Source organism: Myceligenerans indicum, assembly GCF_016742955.1.
GTDB lineage: Bacteria > Actinomycetota > Actinomycetes > Actinomycetales > Cellulomonadaceae > Myceligenerans > Myceligenerans indicum.
Genome location: NZ_JABBYC010000039.1, coordinates 24,765 through 47,061, shown reverse-complemented (window position 1 = coordinate 47,061; position 22,297 = coordinate 24,765). Strand labels below are relative to the sequence as shown.

Here is a 22,297-nt window from a genome sequence, read left to right as displayed (position 1 = left end):
AGATGTGTATAAGAGACAGGTGGAGGACTCGGTGACGGCCGTGCCGGACGGTGCGGCCGGCGGAACGCCGTCCGGCACGGGCCCGACCTCGACCGCGCACACCTTGAACTCCGGCATGCCGGAGATCGGGTCGGTGGCGTCGGTGGTCACGCGGTTCACCGATCCGGTTCCGGACCAGTGGAAGGGCATGAAGACCGTGTCGGGACGGACCGCGTCGGTCCAGCGTGCGGTCGCCTCGATGGCGCCGCGGGCCGTGGCGAGACGGGCGCGGGCACCGTCCGGCACGCCGATCCGGAATCCGAGCACGGGATGGATCTCGACGTACGGCTCAGGGACGAGGCGTTCCAGCTCCGCGACGCGGTGAGTCTGCGCACCCGACTGGTAGTGCTGCAGGACACGACCGGTGACCAGGTAGAGCGGAGCGCCGGGGCGCACGTCGTCGGACGGTCCGTTGTGGTCGACGGGGACCATGCGCGCCCGGCCGTCGGCGGTGGGGAACCCGTCGAGGAACATGCGCGGCGTGCCGGGGTGCTCCTGTGTCGTGCCGGACGCGGTACCGGACCTCGTGCCGGACCTGGTGCCGGACGCGGTACCCGCCGTCGTGGAGGTGGCCGGTACCGGCCAGAAGTAGCCCGGGCCGTCCGCCTCCTCGTCGGCGTCCAGGCGTGCGTGGGACAGGCCCGAGTAGTCGGCGACACCGCCGCGCGAGGCGAGGGCCAGTTCGTCGAACACCTCGGCGGCGTCGGTGGAGAACCGCACGGAGCCCGGCCCCGTCTCGCCGGGCGTGCCGAGGCGGCGCGCCAGCTCGGCGAAGATCCACAGCTCGGAGCGAGCCTCGCCCGGCGGGTCGGTGGCGCGACGGCGACGGATGATCCGGCCTTCCAGGGAGGTCATGGTGCCCTCCTCCTCGGCCCACTGGGTGACAGGGAGGACGACGTCGGCCAGCCGGGCGGTCTCGGAGGGCACGAAGTCACAGACCACCAGCAGGTCGAGCGACCTGAGCCGTTCGGCGACCGAGTCCGCGTTCGGGGCGCTGACGATCAGGTTCGATCCGTGCACCAGCAGCGCACGGGGCCGGACGCCCGTTCCCGCCTCGCCGTCCGCCGTGGCGGGTCGTGCCCCCAGGGACCTGAGCAGCTGTACCGCGGGCTTCCCGGGGCCGGGCAGCGACTCGGGCGTCACCCCCCAGACACCGGCGACGTACTCGCGGGTGGCCGGATCGTCGATCTTGCGGTAGCCGGGAAGCTGGTCGGACTTCTGGCCGTGCTCACGACCGCCCTGCCCGTTGCCCTGGCCCGTGACGGCGCCGTAGCCGGCGCCCTCGCGGCCCACGAGGCCGAGCGCCAGCGCGAGGTTGATCGCCGCCGTCACGGTCGCGGTGCCCTGAGCGGACTGCTCCACGCCGCGGCCGGTCAGGACGTAGGCGCCGCGGCCGCCGTGGGCCGGTGCCGCCACGGCGAGCAGCCGCGCCACGTGGCGCAGCTCCTGCGCCGGGACGCCGCAGACGGTCTCGGCGCGCTCGGGCCACCAGGCGGCGACGGACCGCGCCACGTCGTCGAAACCGATCACGCGCGCCGCGAGGTACTCGCGGTCCGTGAGGCCCTCGGCGAGGATCACGTGCAGCAGCGCGAGAAGCACCACCAGGTCCGTGCCGGGCACCGGCTGCAGGTGGATGCCCGCACCGTCGTCGGTCAGCTTCGCCGTCGCCGAGACCCGCGGGTCGACGACGACGAGTCCGCCCGCACCGCGCCGCCCTGCCTCGCGTGCCCCGGCCAGATGCTGCACGGCGGGCGGCATCGTCTCGGCGAGGTTCGAGCCGAGCAGGACGACGACGTCGGCCCCGCCGACGTCGGCGAGCGGGAACGGCAGGCCGCGGTCCGCACCGAGCGCGCGGTTCCCGGCTGCCGCCGCGGACGACATGCAGAACCGGCCGTTGTAGTCGATGTTCGGGGACTGGAGCACGGTGCGCGTGAACTTGCCCAGCGCGTACGCCTTCTCGTTGGTGAGCCCGCCGCCGCCGAACACGGCCACCGATTCGGGGCCGTGCTCGGCACGGAGCGCGGCGAGCTTGCCGGCGACCAGGTCGAGCGCCGTCTCCCAGCTCACCGGGACCAGTGCGTCGGCGTCCCGGCGCACCGGCTCCTCACCACCCGGCCCGGAACCCGAACCCTCGGTGCCGACGACGCCCGCCGCCTCGCCCGCACCGCCGTCGAGCAGCGAGCGCCGCACGAGCGGCGTCGTGATGCGGTCGCTCGCCGTCAGCACGGACGCGGAGGTCCAGCCCTTCTGGCACAAGCCCCCGCGGTTGGTGGGGAACTCGCGCGGTGTCACGGTGAGCGGGAGGGCGGGGCGGGACCCGCCGTCCGGCACGGTGGACGCCGTCGCGGGCGCGCCCCCGGCGCCGGGCTGGGTGCCCGGCGCCAGGGACATGCCGCACTGCAACGCGCAGTAGGGGCAGTGGGTGTCGGCCATGGGTCAGACCCTCGCGGCGCGCATCTCGCCGCGCCCGTAGAAGATCCAGCAGATGACGGCCATCACGGCGTACATCCCGATGAACACCCAGAAGGCGGGGACGAGCGAGCCCGTCGCGTTGGTCGAGATCGCGAACCCGCGGGGGATCAGGAACCCGCCGAACGCCCCGGCGGCGCCGGCGATGCCGATGCAGCCTGCCGCGGCACGCGCCGTCGAGCCCGAGACGCGGAACACGGCCGGGATCATGCGGTAGACCGATCCGTTGCCCACGCCCGTCGCGACGAACAGCAGCATGAACGAGGCGAAGAACATCGCGAAGCTGTGCACGCCGAGCGAGTAGATGGCGCCCACCGTGCCCAGCGCCATGACGACGAAGGAGACGAGGGTGATCGACACGCCGCCCAGCCGGTCGGCGAGGATGCCGCCGAGCGGGCGGGTGGCGGAGCCCACCAGGGCGCCCATGAAGGCCAGGGACAGGGACATCTCGGGGAACTGGCTGTGCATCAGCGTGGGGAAGGCTCCGGCGAACCCGATGAAGGAGCCGAACGTGCCGATGTAGATGAAGCTGATGATCCAGGTGTGTCCCAGCTTCGCCGCCACGGCGAACGAGCGCGGGTCCGCCTTGGCGGTGCTCAGGTTGTCCATGAACCGCCAGGCCAGGACGACGGCCAGCAGGACGAACGGCACGAACACGAGGGAGGCGCGCTCCAGCGCGAGGCCGGCGCCGCCGACGATCACCAGCGGCACGACGAACTGCACGACGGCGGTGCCGACGTTCCCGCCCGCGGCGTTCCAGCCGAGCGCGGCGCCCTTCCCCTTCTCCGGGTAGAAGAACGAGATGTTCGCCATCGACGAGGCGAAGTTGCCGCCGCCGAAGCCTGCGAGCGCCGCGGCGCCGAGCAGGACGCCGAACGGGAGGTCGGGGTTCTGCACGGCGAGTGCGAGTGCCGTGCAGGGGATGAGCAGCAGTCCGGCGGACACCATGGTCCAGTTCCGGCCGCCGAAGATGGGAACGGCGAAGGTGTAGGGGATGCGGAGCGTGGAGCCCACGAGCGCCGGAACGCCGATGAGCCAGAACATCTGGTCGGTGGTCAGGTCGAAGCCGGCGGCGGGCAGCTGCGGGACGACGATGGACCACAGCGCCCAGACGCAGAAGCCGAGGAGTTCGGCGAAGATCGAGATGAGGAGGTTGCGGCGGGCGATGCGGCTGCCGCCGTCGTTCCAGAAGGTGGAGTCCTCCGGGTCCCAGTGCTGGATCCAGCGGCCTGTGCGGTGGTGCTTGCGTTCCGCGGCGGCGCTGATGCCGGCGGCGCGCGCTGCCTCGATGGCGTGGGCGGGGGCGGCGTCGGAGATCGTCGCCGCGCCGTCCCGGACCACATCGGTCGCGGTCGCCGCGTCGGCGACGGCGGTGGGGTTGTCTTCTCGGGCGGTCGGTGCGGACACGGGATGCCTCCCTGGTGGGTGGGTGCCCGACGACGTCGGGCATCCGGGAACGATGTTCCCGGCACCGGCCCGACGTCGGACCGGATGCGACGACAGTAGGAAAGCGGTGTTTCCATGCCCGTCATGAGGTGGTGAAGCAACCGTAAGAAAGAACGCACAGGCGCCGACCGGCGGCTGTGAGAGGGGACGCTCGTCCGCACACGCCCGGATTCGGGCCTCGGGGGCGGTGGATGCCGGGATCGACCGCCGTGGCCGGGTGCGCGGACCCGCGGGCTCGCTCTCACAGACTACGACCGCCGGCGGTGAGACCACGGCAACTCCTGGCGAACAGCGGACGACTAGCGTGGACATCGTGGAACCGACCCCCCGCACCGTCGCCGAGCACGTCGAGCGCGTGCTCGCGCTGGTCACGCCGCTGCCCGCGGACGAGGTGACCCTTGCCCGGCTCGTCGACCGCGGTTCCGGGACCGCCATGCCGGGCGAGGTGGCGGCATCCACGGAGGCGCCGGTGCTCGCCCAGGACGTGTACGCCGTCGGCTCCGTGCCGGCCTTCGACCACTCCGCCATGGACGGCTACGCGGTACGCAGCGAGGACCTGCCCCTGACCGGCGATCCGGTGACTCTCCAGGTGGTGGCCGACATCCCGGCCGCGGCCACCGAACCCCGCGACCTGGCGCCGGGTACCGCCGCGCGGATCATGACCGGTGCGCCCCTTCCTCCGGGCGCCGACGCCGTGGTCCCCGTGGAGCGGACGTCCACCGGCCGGTTCGACCCGGTCGCGGGGTCCCGACCTCGCGCGGCGGCACCAGGGCAGGCGGAGACGGAACGCCGCCCGGCCGGGGACACGGTCACGCTCGGGCGCGAGCCGCGTGACCACATCCGCCTGCGCGGCTCGGACATCGCGGCGGGCTCGGTGCTCGCGCGTGCCGGGCGGGAGCTGACGGCGCCGGTCGTGGCCGCGCTCGCCGCCGCCGGCGTGACGCGGGTCGGTGTCCGACGACGGCCCCGGGTGGCGGTCGTCGCGACGGGTTCGGAACTCGTGCCGTCCGGGTCGCCGGCCCGACCGGGGCAGATCACCGACTCGAACTCCCTCATGCTCGCGGCCGCCGCCCGAGCCGCCGGAGCGGATGTCGTTCGTCTGGGCCCCGTCCCGGACGACGCGGACGCGTTGCGGACGGTCCTCGACGAGGCCGTCGGTCACGTCCGGGAACCGGGGCGCGCCGCGGGCCGCTCCACGGCCACCGGTCCTCCGGCGGACACGTCACGGCGCGGGAGCGGCCAGGTCGCGCGCGCGATCGATCTGGTGGTGACCGCCGGGGGCGTGTCCGCCGGTGCCGCCGACGTCGTGCGGGCCGTGCTGTCGGCGGGGACCACCGGCCCCGCCCAGGGCGGGGGCGGGCGGGCCCGGACCGAGAGCGATCCGGACCGGGCCGGGGCCGAGCCGGACGGGGACAGGCGTGCCTGGGACGGGGCCGTGTCCGGTGTCGATCTCGCCGCCGTGGGCATGAAACCCGGACGACCTCAGGCCCTCGCGCGCTGGAGGGGGACCCCGTGGATCGCGGTGCCGGGAACCCCCGTGGCCGCCTACGTCTCCTTCGTCATGTTCGTGCGGCCCGCGATCCACCGGCTCCGAGGCCTCCCGCACCCCGTCCCGGAACTCCGCCCGGCGGCCGCGGGCTGGAAGAGCCCACGCGGGCGGGAACAGGTCGTCCCGGTGCGGGTACTGCCGCAGGGCGTCGCCCCGACCGGCGACGGACACCACCTGTCGGCGCTGCTCGCCGCCGACGCGCTCGCCGTCGTCGCGGCCGGTGTCGAGAAGGTCGAACCCGGCGACCCGGTACCGGTGATCCAGCTGTGAAGGACATCGAGAGCGTCCAGGACGTGGCGTGCTACGACACCGTCGTGCTGGCCGGCGGCCGCGCGTCTCGTCTCGACGGCACCGCCAAGCCCGGGCTCCTGTCCGGCGGCGGCGTCCCGCTCCTCCACCTCGCTCTGGACGCGGCGGCGGGGGCGCGCCGGATCGCCGTCGTCGGCCCGGCCGACCTGGCGGAGGCGATCGCCGCTCACCCTGCGGCGTCCCGGTCCGTTCTGACCCGGGAAGACCCACCGTTCGGCGGCCCTGTGGCCGCCATCGCGGCCGGGCTGGCGGCACTCGCCCCACCCGCCCGGCGCGCTCCGGCCGATCCGCCGCCGCCCTGGGTACTGGTACTCGCCGTCGACGTCCCGCGGGCCGCGGGAGCCGTGCCGCGGCTGCGCGCCGCCGTCGAACGTGAGCCCGAGGCGGACGGGGCCCACCTCGTCGCCGGCGGGCGGGCGCAGTGGCTCGTCGGCCTCTATCGCACCGACGCGCTCGGGGAGCGGCTCAGCGCGCTCCACGCCGGCCGGGCCGAGCCCCCGGCGGGGCGCGGTGCCTCCGTCCGGCGCCTGCTGGACGGCTTGCGCCTGCTCGAGGTCCAGGACCCTGGCAGTCTGTCCGCAGACGTCGACACGTGGGACGACGCCGAACGACTCGGCGTCCGCCCCGGTCCCCCACCGAAGGAGTGACGATGACGGATCTGCAGACCTGGATCTCCGCCCTGGAGACCGAGCTCGGGCTCGATCCCGGCACGGTCGACATGAACGTGGTCCTGGACCTGGCACGCGACGCCGCCCACGCGGTCGCACGCCCGGCCGCCCCGGTGACCACCTATGCCGTCGGCTATGCCGCGGGCCTGGCCGCCGCGGCCGGGAACACCACGGACGCGGCCCGCAAGGCTCTGGCCCTGGCGAACCGCTGGCCCGAGGAGGCCTGAGCCGGGGGTCGTCACCTCGCACGCGCGTTTGTCAGACTTGGTCCGTGCCGTTCGCCGAACATCCGCTGCTTGACGTGCTCACCGCGAACGGGTCGCGGGCCGATCGCCTCATGCATGTGCGGACCCTTCCCGGTCGCACGGGCGAGCAGGCTGACTGGCCGGACTGGGCGGATCCCCAGGTCGTCGAGGGATACCGGGTGCTGGGTGCCGACCGGCCGTGGGTCCATCAGGCCGAGGCCGCCGACGCCGCGTGGCACGGACGCCATGTCGCGCTCGCGACGTCGACCGGTTCAGGCAAGTCGCTTGCGTTCTGGCTGCCGGTGCTGTCGGCCGTCCGGTCCGCCGACGGCGGTCGCACCCCGACGGCGGCCGGCGCCGTGCGACCGACGGCGATCTATCTCAGCCCCACCAAGGCCCTCGCCGCCGACCAGCTCCACGCGCTGCGGCGCGTGCTCGACGCCGCCGGCACGAGCGACGTGCGCGTCACCACCTGCGACGGCGACACCCCGCGCGAGGAGCGACTCTGGGCCCAGAACCATGCCGACGTCGTGCTGACCAACCCGGACTTCCTGCACTTCGCGCTGCTGCCGGGACATCGCCGCTGGTCGCGGCTACTGCGCGGGCTGCGTTACGTGATCGTGGACGAAGGGCACGCCTATCGCGGGGTGTTCGGGGCGCACGTGTCGCACGTGCTGCGCCGGCTGATCCGGCTCGCGGAGCACCACGCCACGGGTCCGGCCTTTGGGTCGTCCGTGGCTCCTGCGTCCCACCGGCAGACCGGACGGGTCACGTTCGTCGTGGCGTCGGCGACGAGCGCCGAGCCCGGCGTCAGCGCCGGGCGGCTGGTCGGCGTACCCGCCGGGGGAGTCGCCGTCGTCGACCGCGACACCTCACCCGCCGGACGGCGCACGTTCGCGCTGTGGCAGCCGCCCGAGATCGCGGGATACGGCTTCGCGCGGTCGGGCGGCGGCTCGGGGGACGACGACGCCGGCGCCGACCCCTGGGCGCTCGACGCCGATCCGGCTCATGAGTCGCCACCACCCGCCGAGCACGCCAGGGAGAGTCCTCGGCGCTCCGCCACCGCCGAGGCGGCCGATCTGCTCGCCGACCTCGCCGCCGCGGGCGCCCGCACGCTCGCGTTCACGCGTAGTCGGCGGGGTGCTGAATCCGTCGCGCAACGCGCCCGAGACCACCTGCGGCACGCGGTCTCGGGCGCGATCGCTCGTCCCACCGAGCGGATCGCCGCGTATCGCGGCGGATACCTCCCCGAGGAACGCCGCGAACTCGAGCGCGCCGTGCGGACCGGGGAGATCCTCGGGCTGGCCACGACCAACGCGCTCGAACTCGGGGTGGACATCTCGGGTCTCGACGTCGTCCTCGTCGCGGGCTGGCCGGGCACACGCACGTCGCTCTGGCAGCAGGCGGGCCGGGCCGGGCGTGCAGGGGCCGACGGGCTCGTCGCGTTCGTGGCCCGCGAGGACCCGCTCGACACCTACCTGGTCCATCACCCCGAGGCGGTCTTCGACGCGCCGCTCGAGGCCACGGTCTTCGACCCCGGGAATCCCCACGTCCTGGCCCCGCACCTGTGCGTCGCGGCGCAGGAGATCCCGCTGCGGGCCGCCGACCTCACCCGGTTCGGCGACCCGGCCCACGTGCGGCACGTGCTGGAGGTCCTGGTGGCACGAGGTGCTCTGCGGCGCCGGTCGTCCGGCTGGTACTGGACGCACGTGCAGTCCGCGGCGGGCCTGACGGACCTGCGCGGGTCGGGTGGCTCGCCGGTCCGCGTCGTGGAGGCAGGCTCGGGACGCATGCTCGGGACGGTCGACGCGTCCTCGGCGGACGGCCAGGTGCACGACGGCGCCGTCTACGTCCACCAGGGCGTGACCTATGTGGTCGACAGGTTCGACCTCACGGACCACACGGCCGTCGTCGTGCGCCGCGACGTGGACTACGGGACGTGGTCGCGCGAAGTGATGGAGGTCGCGATCGTCGGGGCCGACGACGGCACGAACGAGATCGCACCCCTTGGCGGCGGCGAGGGACGGGACACGGAGATCCCGACCTCTGCCGTCGCGAACCAGGATTCCGGCGAGGACCGGCCGGTCGTCTCCCGCGAGTGGGGACCGGTCACCTGGGGAATCGGACCGGTCGAGGTGACGAGCCAGGTGGTGAGCTTCCAGCGGCGGCGGCTGCCGGACATGCAGGCTCTCGGCACGGAGGCGCTCGACCTGCCCGAGCGGACCCTCGGTACGACGGCGGTGTGGTGGTCGGTACCCGAATTCGTGCTGCGGGCCGCCGGGGTGTCGCCCGACGAGACGCCGGGTGCCCTGCACGCGGCCGAGCACGCGTCGATCGGGATGCTGCCGCTGCTGGCGACCTGCGACCGCTGGGATCTCGGCGGGGTGTCGACGGAACTGCACGCCGACACGGGGCAGGCCACGGTCTTCGTCTACGACGCGTTCCCCGGCGGGGCGGGCTTCGCGGAACGCGGCTACGAACTCGGCGCGACGTGGCTGCGTGCCACACGGGACGCGATCGCCGGGTGCTCGTGCTCGGACGGCTGCCCGGGGTGTGTGCAGTCACCGAAGTGCGGCTCGTACAACTCGCCCCTGGACAAGGCGGCGGCCGTGCGGCTGCTGGACGCGGTGCTGTCGCACGCGCCGTAGCGTCAGGTCTCGCCGAAGGTCCGCCGGTAGGCGCCGGGCGTCGTGCGGAGGTGGTCGCGGAAGCGGCGGCGGAGATTGACCGCGGACGTGAGCCCGACACGGGTGGCGACGGTGGCCGGTGCCCGGGATCCGCCCTCTTGGGTGCACCTCCTGCTCGGCCGGCCTGCCGGCCGCGAGGCCGTCGCGCGGAGGAACGAAGGGGGCGGATCTCGGGCGCGGAGCCCTAGCTCGGGGCTCCGACCTGCGGGTCCGGGAGGTAGACCGTGCCGCCGGCGGCGAGGAACTCCTCCGACTTGGCCGCCATGCCCGCGCGGGCTTCTTCCTCCGTGAGTCCTGCCGGCGCCGATCCGACGATCGCCTGCTGCTCGACCGCTCCGCCGAACTCGTCGCGGATGTCCTGGGAGATCCTCATGGAGCAGAACTTCGGCCCGCACATCGAGCAGAAGTGCGCCGTCTTGGCGGCCTCGGCCGGAAGCGTCTCGTCGTGGTACTCCTGCGCGAGTTCCGGGTCGAGCGAGAGCGCGAACTGGTCGCGCCAGCGGAACTCGAACCGGGCCTTGCTCAGGGCGTCGTCACGGTCGCGGGCACCCGGGTGGCCCTTGGCGATGTCGGCGGCGTGCGCGGCGATCTTGTAGGTCACGACCCCGGTGCGGACGTCGTCCTTGTTGGGCAGGCCGAGGTGCTCCTTGGGCGTGACGTAGCAGAGCATCGCGGTGCCGTACCGGGCGATCTCGGTGGCGCCGATCGCCGAGGTGATGTGGTCGTAGCCGGGCGCGATGTCGGTGACCAGCGGACCGAGCGTGTAGAACGGCGCGCCGTCGCACAGCTCCTGCTGCCGCTCCACGTTCTCCCGCACGAGGTGCAGCGGGACGTGCCCGGGGCCCTCGACCATGACCTGCACGTCGTACTCCCAGGCCCGCTTCGTGAGCTCCGCGAGCGTGTCGAGCTCGGCGAACTGGGCGGCGTCGTTCGCGTCCGCGATCGAGCCGGGGCGCAGGCCGTCGCCGAGCGAGAACGCGACGTCGTAGGCGGCGAAGATCTCGCACAGCTCGTCGAAGTGCGTGTAGAGGAAGTTCTCCTGGTGGTGGGCGAGGCACCAGCCCGCCATGATCGACCCGCCGCGCGAGACGATCCCCGTGACGCGGTCCGCGGTGAGGGGGACGTACCGCAGCAGCACGCCCGCGTGCACGGTCATGTAGTCGACGCCCTGCTCACACTGCTCGATCACGGTGTCGCGGTAGATCTCCCAGGTCAGCGCGTTCGCGTCGCCGCCCACCTTCTCCAGCGCCTGGTAGATCGGGACGGTCCCGATGGGGATCGGCGAGTTGCGGATGATCCACTCGCGGGTGGTGTGGATGTCGTCACCGGTGGACAGGTCCATGAGGGTGTCGGCGCCCCACCTGGTCGCCCACTGGAGCTTCTCCACCTCCTCCGCCACGGAGCTGTGCACGGCCGAGTTCCCGATGTTCGCATTCACCTTCACGGTGAAGGCGCGGCCGATGATCATCGGCTCCGACTCGGGGTGGTTGACGTTGTTCGGGATGATCGCGCGCCCCGCGGCCACCTCGGCTCGGACCAGTTCGACGTCGCAGCCCTCCCGGAGGGCGACGAACCTCATCTCGGGGGTGATCTCCCCGCGGCGGGCGTAGTGCATCTGGGTGACGGTGCGGCCGTCGACCGCGCGGCGCGGCGGCCGCTCGGCACCCTTCCACTCCTCGGCCGATGCCTGACGACGGTCGCGGCCGCCGCCGTTCTCGCCCGCCGACGAGCGCGCCGCACGACGGGCGGCAGCGTGGCCGTCGTCTGCTGGGTGCGCCTCACGGCCCTGGTACTCCTCGGTATCGCCCCGCTCCGAGATCCACGGGGCCCGGGAGGCCGGGAGGCCGTGAGTCGGATCGCATCCTGGCCCGTCGGTCCGGTAGACCCGAACCGGCCTGTTCGGCGTGCCGTCGGGCGACGGCGCGAGGGTGATCTCGGTGACGGGTATCTGCAGCCCGCTCTCGTGGTCGACGTCGTACGTGAGCGTGCGCGAAGGGATGGTGGTCATCACTCTCCAACTTCCTACGCCGGAATTACCCGGTCAGGTTCAACGGTCCGGGCACGCACCAGCCCGATCTCAGCCCCTGCGAGGGCACCCGTGGGATCGAAGGTCACGTTACAGCAGGTCCGCGTCCGCACGTCAACAGGAGTGCCGCACAGCTCCCAGAAACGTCACCTGGTTCGCAAAACCACCTCTGACCTGGGATGATATGACGCCGTGGACGACATGACAGTGCAACGCGTACCCCCAGGGCCGGTTCTCGACGCCTTGCGCACCTACCACTGGCTACCAGCCAGGTGGGGCTCAGTCCACCCGGTGCTCCTGGAGGCCGCGCTCGACCTCGCCGACGGCGATCCCCGTCGCCTCCGGATCGACGACGACGGGACGGTCGCCGTCCTGAACGGGCCCGTGGAACCGGAGGATCAGCTCTGACGCATCCCCCAAGGCCCTCATGCCCGTCGGCGGGCGGCCCGTGGACAGGAGCGGCCCCAGGCGGGTCGGCCCGGTGAGAAATGCCGTCCGGTGGAGGCGGGCGGCCTGAGCACGTCGGTGTCATGCTGAGCGCGTCGGTGTCATGATCGAGAGATGAACGGCCGTGACCACCTCGCGGCAGGATCAGGTGCCCTGGCCAGGGGCGAGTGGGCCGCCGCACGGGACGCGTTCCAGCAGGCATGGTCCACCGAGGAGACCGCGGACGCCCTCGATGGTCTGGCCCAGGCGCTGTGGTGGCTCAACGACCCGGCAGCGGCGCTCGCCCTCCGAGCGCGTGCGTTCGCCCGCCTGCGCGGCGAAGGCCGCGACACCGAGGCAACGGCCGTCGCCATCTGGCTGGCCCGCCAGTACCGGAGCCTCTACCGCCGTACGCAGATGGCGGACGGATGGCTGTCCCGAGCACGGTCGCTGCTCACGGAGGTCACGGACGGGCGAAGTCTGCGCGGCTGGCTCCTCCTGGCCGAGTCGGAGGCCGGCCCGCTCGGCGCCGGCACCCTGGCCGATCGCGCCGTGGTCATCGCGCGTGAACACGGGGACCGTGACCTCGAGATCGTCGCGCTGATGCGGCGCGGCGCCTGCGCCGTGGATACCGGTGACGTGGCACGGGGATCGTCCGACCTGCACGAGGCCATGACTGCCGCGACCTCCGGGGAGGGTCATGACGTGCAGTACCTGGGCGAGGCCCTGTGCACGCTCCTGGAGGTTGCGAGCCTCCTCGGGGATCCCGGCATGGTGGCGCCCTGGGCGGAGTTCCTCGTCGGGTTCCGCTCGTCCTACGCGTTCGGTCCCTTGCTGCCCTTCGAGACCATGGCCGCCACCGACCTCATCTCCGCGTTCTGCACCGGGTGCTGCGGCGGGGTGTACCTCGTCACGGGCAGGCTTGACGCCGCGGAGGAGCAGCTCGAACGGGCCGTGACGCAGATGGTGACGACCGGCCTGCGCCCGCGCTGCCTGAATCCTGTCGCCGACCTCGTGGAGCTGCGGGTACTGCAGGGGCGTCTGGAGGAGGCGGAAGCGCTGCTCACAGGTTTCGAGGACGACCTCGAGTGCGCCGGGCCGGCCGCGGCCCTCGATTGTGCGCTCGCCCGGCCCCGGCGTGCCGTCGACCGGCTCGTCGGTGCGCTCGGTGCCCTCGCGGGCTCGCCGTACCGCGCGCTTCCTCTGCGTGCCCGGCTCGTGGACGCCGCGCTCGGTGCCGGGGACGCCGTGCTCGCCGGGGAGTCGGCCCGGCAGGTCGCGGAGGTGGCCGCCACAACCCGGACTCCCCTCCACAGGGCCCATCGTGACGACGCGCTGGGCAAGGTCGCACTCGCCTCCGAGAGCCCCGACGCGACGACACTGCTTCGCTCGGCGGCCCTGGCGTTCGCCGAGTCGGGCGCACCGCTGCCGGCGTGCCGAGCACGGCTGGCGCTCGCCCGGTCCCTGGCGCCCCGGGATCGCGGGCTCGCCGTGACGGAGGCCCGCAGCGCCCTTCAGGCCCTCGACCGGATGGGAGCCACCGCGGAGGCGGACCGTGCCGCGGCGTTCCTGCGCGGGCTCGGCGTCAGGGGACGGACCGGACCCCGCGACGTGGGCCTGCTCAGCAGGAGGGAGCACGAGGTGCTGGGCCTGGTAACCGAGGGCCTGTCCAACGCGGAGATCGCCGAGCGGCTCTTCATCACCACCAAGACGGCCGGTCACCACGTCAGCAACATCCTCACCAAGCTCGGTCTGCGCAGCCGCACCGAAGCGGCGGCGTTCGCCCTGCTGAACCTTCCGGCCCGGCAAGGGCGTGACCACCGCTAGGCAGCGCGCGACACGAAGCGGCCGGGCGGGAACGGGCACCCGGATGGGGAAGATGCCCCATGCTCGATCGCCCGGCGAGAGGCACTCTCGAATCAACACACCAGCCGGATACTCAGGAGGCGTCTCATGGAAACCACCGAGAAGAGCGTCGTGCGACGGTTCTACGAGATCGTCGGCAGCGGGCGCCCCGAGGTGCTCGACGAAGTCTGCTCCGCCGGCCTGAAGGGCCACGCCGGAGCCGGATCAGACCTCCAGGAACTGAAGAACTCCGTCGCGAGCCTGCTCGCAGCCTTTCCCGACCTGACCCCGGATGTCCGGCACCTCGTGCAGGAGGGCGACCTCGTCAGCACCTGGGTGTCCTACACGGGCACCCACCAGGCCGACTTCGCCGGTGTCCCCGCCGGCGGCCGCCGCGTCAAGTTCGCCGCCTGGGACCTCATCCGGGTCGAGGACGGCGAGATCGTCGAGATCACGCAGTACTGCGACCTCTTCACGATCATGTCCCAGATCGGTGCGCTGCCCACTGCCGCTCCGGCATGAGCAAGGAGGAGGAGACCACGAGGGCGCTCCCGCCCTGGGGCGCGACGTCGGCGCCACCACCGCACGGCCGTCCCGCACCGCACGGCCGTCGCACGCCTGATGGCCGTCGCACGCCTGATGGACACAGCCCCCGCCTCATGGTGAGGCGAGGGCTGTCCACCAGCGGTGAAAACTCAGGCCACGATGCTCGCACGACGGCGCGGCACCACGCCGCTCATTCCCCGAGCCGCTTGAACGGTCGGGTGGAGAACACGACCTCGACCGCCACGCCGAAGTACTCGGCGATCCGGAGCGCGAGGTGCAGCGACGGGCTGTACTCGCCTCTCTCCAGGTAGCCGACCGTCTGGTAGTGCACCCCGAGCGCCTCGGCGAGTTCGCGACGCGAGATCCCCCGCTCCGCCCGGAGCATGGCTATCCGGTTGTGTACGACATCGGCGGTCTCTCCCACTGCTCACCATCCCTGTGCCATGACGCGATCGCGCGCCTCTGCCACCGCCGCGCCGGACGCCCGCCGGGCCATCCGCCGCAACACGACCGGCGCGACGATGAAGCCTACGACGGCCCAGGCTCCCAGCACGCCGAACATCTCGAGGGTGCGCCACGACCCGCCGATCTCCGCCGCAGCCATCTCCGCAGGCAGCATCGCCGACCGGGCTCCCAGACCGAGCCAGTAGTACGGGAACACCTGCCCGATCCACTGCAGCCAGGCCGGCAGGGCCGTGATCGGGTAGAAGATGCCGGACGGAACCATCAACACCATCGAACCGAGCAGCAGGAGCCCCGTCTGGGAAGCGTTCTTGAACAAGGAACCGAGCGCCACGCCGACCGGCACCGTCGTGACGAGCCCCATCACGAAGATCCCCGCCAGCATCGCCCAGGTCCGGGCGTCGAGACGCAGGTCGCCCGCCACGGTGAAGCCCGGAATGACCAGCAGGGCCGTGCTGATCAGCGTCGTCGTACCGAACAGAATCGTCTTGCCGACCAGGTACCCGATCATCCCGTTCGGTGTGGCCTTGGCCCGCAGGAGGGTGCCGTCCTCACGCTCCGTCGCGATCATTCCCGCGGGACCGGTGAGTCCGCCGAACGCGATCGACATACCCAGGATGCTGGGCAGCACCATGGCACCGAGCGCGAAGTCGGTACCCGGCACCGTGGTGCCGCGCATGAAGATCAGCACGACCGCGAACACCAGGGGCATCAGGAAATACCACAGGACGTCCCCCGGTTCCCGCAGGGACTGCCGAGCCTCCAGCAGGCCGCGTACCAGACCCGCGCGGACCGCCACCCGCCGGGCCTCGCTCGTCGTCGTGGTCATGAGTGCACCTCACTGTCCGTGTTCCTGGCGGCACTCCGGCCCCCAGCGGCGCCGCGACTGCCGGCGACGTCCCGGCTGCCGGCAGCGCCCCGGCCGGCCTCCGCGCTGTGCACGAGTGCCATGTACGTGTCCTCCAGGCTGGCGCGTCGCACCTCGAGTTCGGTGATGCCCGGCTCCGCCGCCAGCAGATCGCGGACGAACGCCGTGGGATCGTTCCGCTCGGCGGCATGGACGTGGCGGCGCCCGTCCACGGTCCAGCGCACCTCGGCGGACGTGGCCATCTGGCGCGCCAGCTCGTCCGCCGATCCGTTCGCGACGATCGCGCCCTGGTCGAGGATGAGGATCCTGTCGGCGAGCCGCTCCGCCTCGTCGAGATCGTGCGTGGTCAGCAGGACCGTCGTGTTCTCGAAGTCGGACAGCCGGTGCACCAGGTCGTGGAACTCGCGGCGCGCATGCGGGTCGAAGCCCGCCGTCGGCTCGTCCAGGAAGACCAGCTCCGGCCGGCCAACGATCCCGATCGCCACGTCCAGCCTGCGACGCTGCCCCCCGGAGAGGTTCTTGGCCTTCTGGTTCGCCTGCTCCGTGAGGCCGACGACGGCGAGAAGGTCGTCGATGTCCCACGGTCGCGTGACGTCGGGGGTCGAGTACGGCACGTAGAACCGGGCCAGATAGCCCAGGAGCTCACGCACCCTCCACCGGCCGTGGTCCCGCCACGACTGGAGCACGACGCCGAGCCGCGCCCGCCAGGCCTCGTCACCGCGCGCCGGGTCCTGCCCGAGCACCGTGACCTGCCCGGCGGATCGGGTGCGGAAGCCCTCCAGGATCTCGATCGTGGTGCTCTTGCCCGCACCGTTGGGACCGAGCAGCGCCAGCACCTCACCGCGTCTCGCCGTGAACGAGACGCCGGTGAGCACATCCCTTGTTCCATAGCGCATCCGCAGGTCGCGGACATCAATGGCCATGTCCGCCGACCCCGGCGATGTCTGTCCTTCAGCCATCACACCCTCCATATTCTTCGTAGCAGAGATACTACGAACTGTCGTGGTGTCATGTCACGCCCTTTTCTCCGGCCGTCTCATCCCCCGGTGCCGTACTCCCAGTGCCAGGCCTCGGGCTTGACGCCGCCCGTTCCCGCCCAGGCCGGATGGGTCCAGCCGTACGCCCGCGCGTTCGCGGCCATCCACCCGTGCTCGGCCGAGCCGAAGTACTGGATCCCGCCTCCCAGGTCGACCGCCTGGCCCCAGCCGTGGTTCGACGTCCCGGGAGGAGCGGCGAGCGCGCCCCTGCTCGCCGCGACCGCCACCTGCTCCTCGTACGACCGGTAGGAGTCGCGCACCGCGAGGTCTCGGCCGAACGCCGCGCGATAGGCGCCGTTCAGGTGCTCGAAGGCACCGGCCGCGTCGCACCGCAGGCGCTGACCGGCGGCGAACGACAGCTCGCACAGGGCCCGGTCCGGGATCCGGCCGTTCCGGTACCCCCGGGCCACGGAACCCGGCCCGGAGGCACGCCCCGCCGTCAACGGCCCGGCCAGCTCGTCCAGGGTGTCCGGCGCCCGCGGGCCCGCACGGGCGACCGCGTGCGCGGCACCGCGGGAGGACCACTGGCCCGGGAGAGTCACCTCGCGACGGACCTCCACGCGCACGACGCCCGCACCGACGACGCCGCACGAGGTCAACTCCGCGCCGTTGCGAGCGACCGCCACGGCCGTCGTCCCGCAGGCGTCGAGACCGTTCCGCAGCGCGGTCGCGCCCGCCAGGGCGCCGAGATCCGCGGCCGACTGGGCCGCACCCCGGCCGTTCAGCGCGGCCCCGAGCGCGGCGAGCCCGCCCGTGAGCACCAGCACCACGCCGATGATCCCGAGCACCAGCACGGTCCCGGCACCGCGCTCCTCCGTCCGCCGTTTCATGGCTCCACCCACGCGGTCGCGATACCCCGCGCCCGCAGCGGTCCTGCCGCCGGCCACCCGCTCACGACCGGCTCCGTCACGGTCACGCGCACCCACGCGCCGTCACGGTCGGTCGACAGCTCCGCGTCGTCGCCGGCCACGCGTGCGACGGTCCGAGCCACGGCCGACCGCTGTTCACCGATCGCGATCGCTCTGGCCGCCGCCCGGGCCGCGTCCACGGCGCGCATCTGCGCCACGGACGCGGCCACGAGCGTGAGCACCACGACCAGGACCAGCACCACTGCGGGAAGCGCGACGGCAAGCTCGGCCGTCACGGCCCCACGCTCCGTATCCCGGTTCGCGGTCATCCTCAGCCCGCTGAGAGTGCCGTCGTGATCAGCGACGTGAGCAGCGACTTCACGTCGCCGCCCTTGAGGACGACCATCAGGATTCCCGCGAAGCCGGCGGCACCCAGCGTTGCGATCGCGTACTCGGCCGTCGCCATCCCCGCCTCGTGGTCACGTCCCGGACGCCTCCGCCCGGCGGTCCCGCCAGAAGCGGTCACGGTGGTGGCCTTCGCGTGTGTCATCTCTCCTCCTTCGTCCGCCCGCCGCACGGTGCGGCGGGACATTCCTCCGTACGCCCTCAGGGGCCGAGCAGGCCGATTCCCAGGCTGAACAACACCGGCACCAGTCCGACCAGGACGAACGCGGGCAGGTAGCAGCACCCGAGAGGAAGCACGAGGCGTACGGCGAGCCGTGCGGCAGCCGTGCGCGCCGCAGCACTCCGCGCCCGGCGTACCTCCTGTCCCGCGGCGCGCAGCGCCTCCCCGGGCGCCGCGCCGTCGATCCACGCGCCCCGCAGCGCTCCTCGCACCGCTGCGAGCCGATCCGGCGTCCCTGCCCAGGCCTGCTCCCACCCCGCGCCGAGCACCAGGGCGTCACCGGCACCGCGGAGCGCCGCACCGTCGGTCCCTCCGGACGCGCGTCCGACCGCGTCCAGGGCCCGTGGCACCCCGGAGCCCGCTGCGAGGGCAGCCGCCAGCAGCTCGAGCAGCACCTGCACATCGGTTCCGCCGTCGCGCGGACGCCCCCTCGCCGACGCCACCAGGCGCGCGGACCAGAACCATCCGGCCAGCAGGAGCACCACGCCCAGCACCGCCGCCGCGGTCCCGACGCCGCCATCCGTGGCCACCGCGACCGGGTCGGCGCCCAGCAGCCCGCCGAGCCCTGCGCCGGCGACCGGTAGCCACAGGATGACGCGCGCGGTGGCCCGAGGCCCGGCGACGGCCGCGTCGCGCTCCGCACGGGCCTCCGCGTCCCGCACGAGCGAGTCCGCGACCGACTCCAGCACACGACCCAGCGGGGCTCCGACGTCGAGCGCGAGTCGGGTCGCGGCCACGACCGCCCGCGCGTTCCGCTGCCCGAGCAGGCGGCCGAGGGCATCGGCGTCCGGAACACCGGCGAGATCCACCGGCACCCCGGCCGACCTGGTCCACGCCGTCCCGGGCATGGCGCCCGCACGCAGCAGTGCCACCACCTGCAGCACGGTCACGCGCAGGGGAGCGGCGTCGCGCCCACGCGGCGACCGGCCGGTGTGCGCCTCGCCCCCGGCAGCCCGGTCGGACACCGGCGTGAGGGAACCGGCCGCACCGCCTGACACCGCATGCCGAGCGCCCGCCGCCGGGCCACCGGCCCGTCCGGCGTCGTGCCTCGTCCTGATCCCCAGCTCGCGCACCCGGCGCCCCACCGGCGCGAACGCCAGCTGCACCGCTGCCGCGACCAGGACGCCGACGGCGAGGGCCGCACAGCTTGCGTCTGCGCCGTCCGCGACGCTCACCACGGCCCGATCCGCTCGGTCAGCTCGCGCCACGCGGACGGATCCACCTCGGGTGCGCCTCGCCCGTCCCAGCACGCGGCTCGCCGCACCCCGAGCTCACCCCGTCCGTCCCGGCTCACCACCCCGATCTCCGCGAGGTACCGTCGCCCGCGCTCACGGCGCAGGTGCAGCACCACGTCGAGCGCCCCCGCCGCCTGCGCCGCGACCGCCTCGCGTGTCATCCCCGCCAGTGCCGCGAGCGCCTCCAGCCGGGCCGGCACCACGGCGACGGCATTGGCGTGCAGGGTCGCGAGGCCGCCGTCGTGCCCGGTGTTCATCGCCATGAGCACCTCGCGGACCTCGGCTCCGCGGCACTCGCCGAGCACGATCCGGTCGGGGCGCATGCGCAGGGCGTCACGGACCAGGTCGGCGAGGGTGACGCCACCCGCTCCCTCGACGTTTGCGCGGCGCGTGACCAGCGGCATCACGTGGGGGTGGTGTGGTGTGAGCTCGCGGGCCTCTTCCACGGTCACGATCCGCTCGGCGGGACCGGCCAGGGACAGCAGTGCCGTGAGCAGGGTGGTCTTCCCGCTTCCGGTACCTCCGCTGACCAGAATGTTCGCCCGCCGCTCGACAAGCGTGCCGAGCAGCTTCGTCCACTCGGTCGGCAGCGTGCCGGACGCCACCAGCTCGTCCGGGGAGAACGCTCGCGACCTCAGCACACGGAGCGAGATGGCGGCACCTGCCGGTGCGAGGGGTTCGAGGACGGCGTGCAGCCGGGTCCCGTCCGGCAGCCGGGCGTCGACGCTGGGCTGCGCGTCGTCGAGACGCTGTCCGCCGATCGCGGCCAGGCGGACGGCGAGTGCCCTCACGTCCGCGGTGGTCCCCAGCGCGACGGCGACGCGTTCGAGCCCTCGTCCGCGATCCATCCAGACGTCGTCGGGTCCGTTGACCAGGACGTCCGTGACGTCCTCCTCCTCGAGCAGGTCCTGCAACGGGCCCGCACCCAGCAGTTCCGCGCGTGCGGCGCGGCCGAGTGCCTCGAGCGCGCTGGAGCCCAGCACGCGCCCGCTGTCGCGTACGGCCTCCCGCACCGCGGCGGCCGAGCCCACTCCGCCCCGTGCCATGCGCGCCCGCACGTCGTCCAGCAGCGCGGGATCGAGGACGCCGGCGGTCACAGTGCCGCGCCCAGGTCTGCCGCGAGCCTGCCGACGGCCTTCCGGCGCCCGGCGGGCGGCCCGTCGCCGCGTTCCACGGCTCCGGGCAGCGACCGGTCACGCCTCAGGATGCCGTTCACCGACAGCCCGAGCGCCGCCCCCAGTGCGTGGGGGTCGACCTGGCCGGGTGCGGGCCCGCGGACCACGATGCGCACGTCGCGGGCGCCGGCGGCGACGAGCTGGTCGCGCACCAGCTCGGCGCCCGCGGCGCCAGGGAAGGTCAGCGGGCTCACCAGGACGGCGACATCGCAGCCACGCAGCAGTGCGCGTGCCGCACCCGACCAGGAACTGGGCCGCGGCAGGTCGATCACGGCTGTCCGGCCCGATCGTATGATCCCTGCGCACACGTCCAGCACGACGTCGTCGGACGGCGGCCCCGACCGGCGTCTCGCGCTCACCACCGGCACTCCGCGCCAGGGTGGCAGGGCTGCGGCCAGGGTGTCGCCGTCGACCTCGCCCCGGGCCGCGGACAGTTCCGGCCATCGCACGCCTCGCGCACCGTCGATGCCCAGCAGCATCTCGATGCCGGCCCCGCCGGTGTCGAGGTCGACCAGGACCGTCCGGTCGCCGCGCCCGGTCATGCCGAGAGCCACCGCGGCCGCGACCACCGTGGCCCCCACGCCACCGCTCGCGCCGGTCACGGCGATCACGCGCCCGCTGCTTCCCATGCCGGTCCCCCTGTCCGCCGGGTGGTCCCGGCCGTCGCCGCGCCGCCGTGTCCGGCGCGTGTCAACCAGCCTTCCTCGCGGGGATCCGCCGGGGAGGGCCGTCAGGCAGGACCTGTCGACAACTGGGCGGACTGCGCCGCTGTGGTCGGCGTCGCACGCCCGTGCGGCTGCGGAGACGGTCCGTCGAACCGCCTGGGCAGCTGGACACCGTCCGGCCGCGGCCGTGGCGAACGGGTGAAATTCTCCGGCCACCTGCCTGCGGACATCGGTCAGATCGGACAGGCCCGCTAGGCTCGAACAGTGACCGACGAGGCACCCTTTCCCGCACGGCCGGGACGAGACCCCGCCACCGGACGCATCGCCGCGTTCTTCGACCTGGACAAGACGATCATCGCCACGAGTTCGTCCCAGGCGTTCTCGAAGCCGTTCATCGCCGGCGGCCTGATCAGCCGTGCCGACGTGCTGCGCAGCGCCTACGCGCACTTCCTGTTCCTCGTGGGCAACGCCGACGAGGACCAGACCGAGCGGATGCGCGCCCACCTCAGCGCGCTCGCGAAGGGCTGGGACGTCCGCAAGGTCCGCGAGATCGTCGCCGAGACGGTCCACGAGCACATCGATCCGTACGTCTACGCGGAAGCGGTCGAGCTCATCGCGGATCACCACGCCCTCGGGCAGGACGTCGTCGTCGTCTCGGCGTCGGGTGCCGAGCTGGTCGAGCCGATCGCCGCCGCGCTCGGAGCCGATCACGTCCTCGCCACCAGGATGGAGGTGGTGGAGAACCACTACACGGGCGAGATCGACTTCTACAACTACGGCGAGAACAAGGCCGCCGGCATCCGCGACCTCGCAGCTCGAGAGGGCTATGACCTGGCGGAATGTTTCGCCTACTCCGACTCGATCACGGACGCCCCGATGCTCGGCGCGGTGGGGCACGCGTTCGTGGTGAACCCGGACCGCAACCTGCGCCGGCTCGCGGCCGAGTCGGGCTGGGGCGAGCTGCGTTTCGGCAAGCCGGTCGCGCTGCGGCCGCGGGTCGAGCCGGTCCCGGTCGCCGCCGTCGTGGGTGCGGTGGCGATAGGCGTCGCGGCCTTCTTCGTGGTGCGCCACCTGCGCCGCCGCCGACGCCGGGTCGACTGAGGCCGGGCCGCGGCCGTTGTGTCATC

The 22,297-nt window shown here is 73.2% G+C and carries 20 protein-coding genes and 1 riboswitch; of the genes, 8 read left to right on the top strand and 12 right to left on the bottom strand.

Going from position 1 to position 22,297, the window contains the following annotated elements; translation table 11 throughout:
- Both HGK34_RS16930 and HGK34_RS16925 read right to left on the bottom strand, forming a co-directional pair.
- Window positions 1-2,472 (bottom strand): molybdopterin oxidoreductase family protein (locus HGK34_RS16930; RefSeq protein WP_201849519.1); only part of this gene is annotated, 2,472 nt, incomplete at its 3' end.
- Between the two features lie 3 nt (window positions 2,473-2,475).
- Window positions 2,476-3,798 (bottom strand): MFS transporter, encoded by a 1,323-nt coding sequence (locus tag HGK34_RS16925; RefSeq protein WP_307816040.1) that lies wholly within the window; start codon window positions 3,796-3,798, stop codon window positions 2,476-2,478.
- A 469-nt stretch (window positions 3,799-4,267) separates the two neighbouring features.
- Here HGK34_RS16925 and HGK34_RS23620 point away from each other — a divergent pair, with 469 nt between their 5' ends.
- The 4 genes from HGK34_RS23620 to HGK34_RS16905 all read left to right on the top strand — a co-directional run bounded on the left by HGK34_RS23620 (window position 4,268) and on the right by HGK34_RS16905 (window position 9,373).
- Window positions 4,268-5,773: a molybdopterin molybdotransferase MoeA gene (locus tag HGK34_RS23620; RefSeq protein ID WP_201849515.1), complete on the top strand. Its 1,506-nt coding sequence runs from the start codon at window positions 4,268-4,270 to the stop codon at window positions 5,771-5,773.
- A complete protein-coding gene (locus tag HGK34_RS16915; RefSeq protein WP_307816038.1) occupies window positions 5,770-6,459 on the top strand; it encodes an NTP transferase domain-containing protein in 690 nt (229 codons plus the stop codon). Before HGK34_RS23620 ends, HGK34_RS16915 begins: the two co-directional genes overlap by 4 nt.
- A 2-nt stretch (window positions 6,460-6,461) precedes the next feature.
- A complete protein-coding gene (locus HGK34_RS16910; protein ID WP_201849513.1) occupies window positions 6,462-6,707 on the top strand; it encodes a DUF6457 domain-containing protein in 246 nt (81 codons plus the stop codon).
- Window positions 6,708-6,817: 110 nt separating this feature from the next.
- On the top strand, window positions 6,818-9,373 hold the full coding sequence (locus HGK34_RS16905) for a DEAD/DEAH box helicase (RefSeq protein ID WP_201849539.1): 2,556 nt from the start codon (window positions 6,818-6,820) through the stop codon (window positions 9,371-9,373).
- 223 nt (window positions 9,374-9,596) lie between these two features.
- Here the strand turns inward: HGK34_RS16905 and thiC are convergent, their stop codons facing one another.
- A complete protein-coding gene (thiC, locus tag HGK34_RS16900; protein ID WP_201849511.1) occupies window positions 9,597-11,420 on the bottom strand; it encodes a phosphomethylpyrimidine synthase ThiC in 1,824 nt (607 codons plus the stop codon).
- Window positions 11,415-11,520, bottom strand: a riboswitch (TPP riboswitch). (Overlaps the previous gene by 6 nt.)
- Window positions 11,521-11,630: 110 nt before the next feature.
- Here thiC and HGK34_RS16895 point away from each other — a divergent pair.
- From HGK34_RS16895 to HGK34_RS16885, 3 genes are all read left to right on the top strand, one after another.
- Window positions 11,631-11,846 (top strand): hypothetical protein, encoded by a 216-nt coding sequence (locus HGK34_RS16895; RefSeq protein WP_201849509.1) that lies wholly within the window; start codon window positions 11,631-11,633, stop codon window positions 11,844-11,846.
- Between the two features lie 153 nt (window positions 11,847-11,999).
- Window positions 12,000-13,691: a response regulator transcription factor gene (locus HGK34_RS16890; protein WP_201849508.1), complete on the top strand. Its 1,692-nt coding sequence runs from the start codon at window positions 12,000-12,002 to the stop codon at window positions 13,689-13,691.
- Window positions 13,692-13,817: 126 nt separating this feature from the next.
- Window positions 13,818-14,231, top strand: a complete 414-nt coding sequence (locus HGK34_RS16885) for an ester cyclase (protein ID WP_201849507.1) — start codon at window positions 13,818-13,820, stop codon at window positions 14,229-14,231.
- Window positions 14,232-14,445: 214 nt separating this feature from the next.
- On the opposite strand, the gene HGK34_RS16880 is transcribed toward HGK34_RS16885, so the two are convergent.
- The 9 genes from HGK34_RS16880 to HGK34_RS16840 form a co-directional block, all read right to left on the bottom strand.
- Complete coding sequence (locus HGK34_RS16880) at window positions 14,446-14,679, bottom strand: helix-turn-helix transcriptional regulator (RefSeq protein WP_307816036.1); 234 nt, start codon at window positions 14,677-14,679, stop codon at window positions 14,446-14,448.
- Between the two features lie 3 nt (window positions 14,680-14,682).
- The gene (locus HGK34_RS16875) at window positions 14,683-15,546 is read right to left on the bottom strand and encodes an ABC transporter permease (protein WP_201849506.1); all 864 of its coding nucleotides are present in this window, start codon (window positions 15,544-15,546) and stop codon (window positions 14,683-14,685) included.
- On the bottom strand, window positions 15,543-16,544 hold the full coding sequence (locus HGK34_RS16870) for an ABC transporter ATP-binding protein (protein ID WP_244666875.1): 1,002 nt from the start codon (window positions 16,542-16,544) through the stop codon (window positions 15,543-15,545). The genes HGK34_RS16875 and HGK34_RS16870 overlap by 4 nt, the downstream gene beginning before the upstream one ends.
- A 77-nt stretch (window positions 16,545-16,621) precedes the next feature.
- Complete coding sequence (locus HGK34_RS22910; RefSeq protein WP_244666874.1) at window positions 16,622-17,452, bottom strand: Rv3654c family TadE-like protein; 831 nt, start codon at window positions 17,450-17,452, stop codon at window positions 16,622-16,624.
- Window positions 17,449-17,766 carry a TadE family type IV pilus minor pilin gene (locus HGK34_RS16860; protein ID WP_307816035.1) on the bottom strand — a complete coding sequence of 106 codons (318 nt, stop codon included), beginning with the start codon at window positions 17,764-17,766 and terminating at the stop codon, window positions 17,449-17,451. The genes HGK34_RS22910 and HGK34_RS16860 overlap by 4 nt, the downstream gene beginning before the upstream one ends.
- A 35-nt stretch (window positions 17,767-17,801) precedes the next feature.
- Window positions 17,802-18,020 (bottom strand): DUF4244 domain-containing protein, encoded by a 219-nt coding sequence (locus tag HGK34_RS16855; RefSeq protein WP_244666873.1) that lies wholly within the window; start codon window positions 18,018-18,020, stop codon window positions 17,802-17,804.
- 56 nt (window positions 18,021-18,076) lie between these two features.
- The gene (locus tag HGK34_RS16850; protein WP_307816034.1) at window positions 18,077-19,273 is read right to left on the bottom strand and encodes a type II secretion system F family protein; all 1,197 of its coding nucleotides are present in this window, start codon (window positions 19,271-19,273) and stop codon (window positions 18,077-18,079) included.
- Window positions 19,267-20,427 carry a TadA family conjugal transfer-associated ATPase gene (locus HGK34_RS16845; protein WP_307816033.1) on the bottom strand — a complete coding sequence of 387 codons (1,161 nt, stop codon included), beginning with the start codon at window positions 20,425-20,427 and terminating at the stop codon, window positions 19,267-19,269. The genes HGK34_RS16850 and HGK34_RS16845 overlap by 7 nt, the downstream gene beginning before the upstream one ends.
- Window positions 20,424-21,134 carry a P-loop NTPase gene (locus HGK34_RS16840; protein WP_201849503.1) on the bottom strand — a complete coding sequence of 237 codons (711 nt, stop codon included), beginning with the start codon at window positions 21,132-21,134 and terminating at the stop codon, window positions 20,424-20,426. Before HGK34_RS16840 ends, HGK34_RS16845 begins: the two co-directional genes overlap by 4 nt.
- A gap of 300 nt (window positions 21,135-21,434) precedes the next feature.
- Between HGK34_RS16840 and HGK34_RS16835 the strand changes: the two genes are divergently transcribed.
- Window positions 21,435-22,271: an HAD family hydrolase gene (locus HGK34_RS16835; RefSeq protein ID WP_201849501.1), complete on the top strand. Its 837-nt coding sequence runs from the start codon at window positions 21,435-21,437 to the stop codon at window positions 22,269-22,271.
- Window positions 22,272-22,297 lie beyond the last annotated feature (26 nt).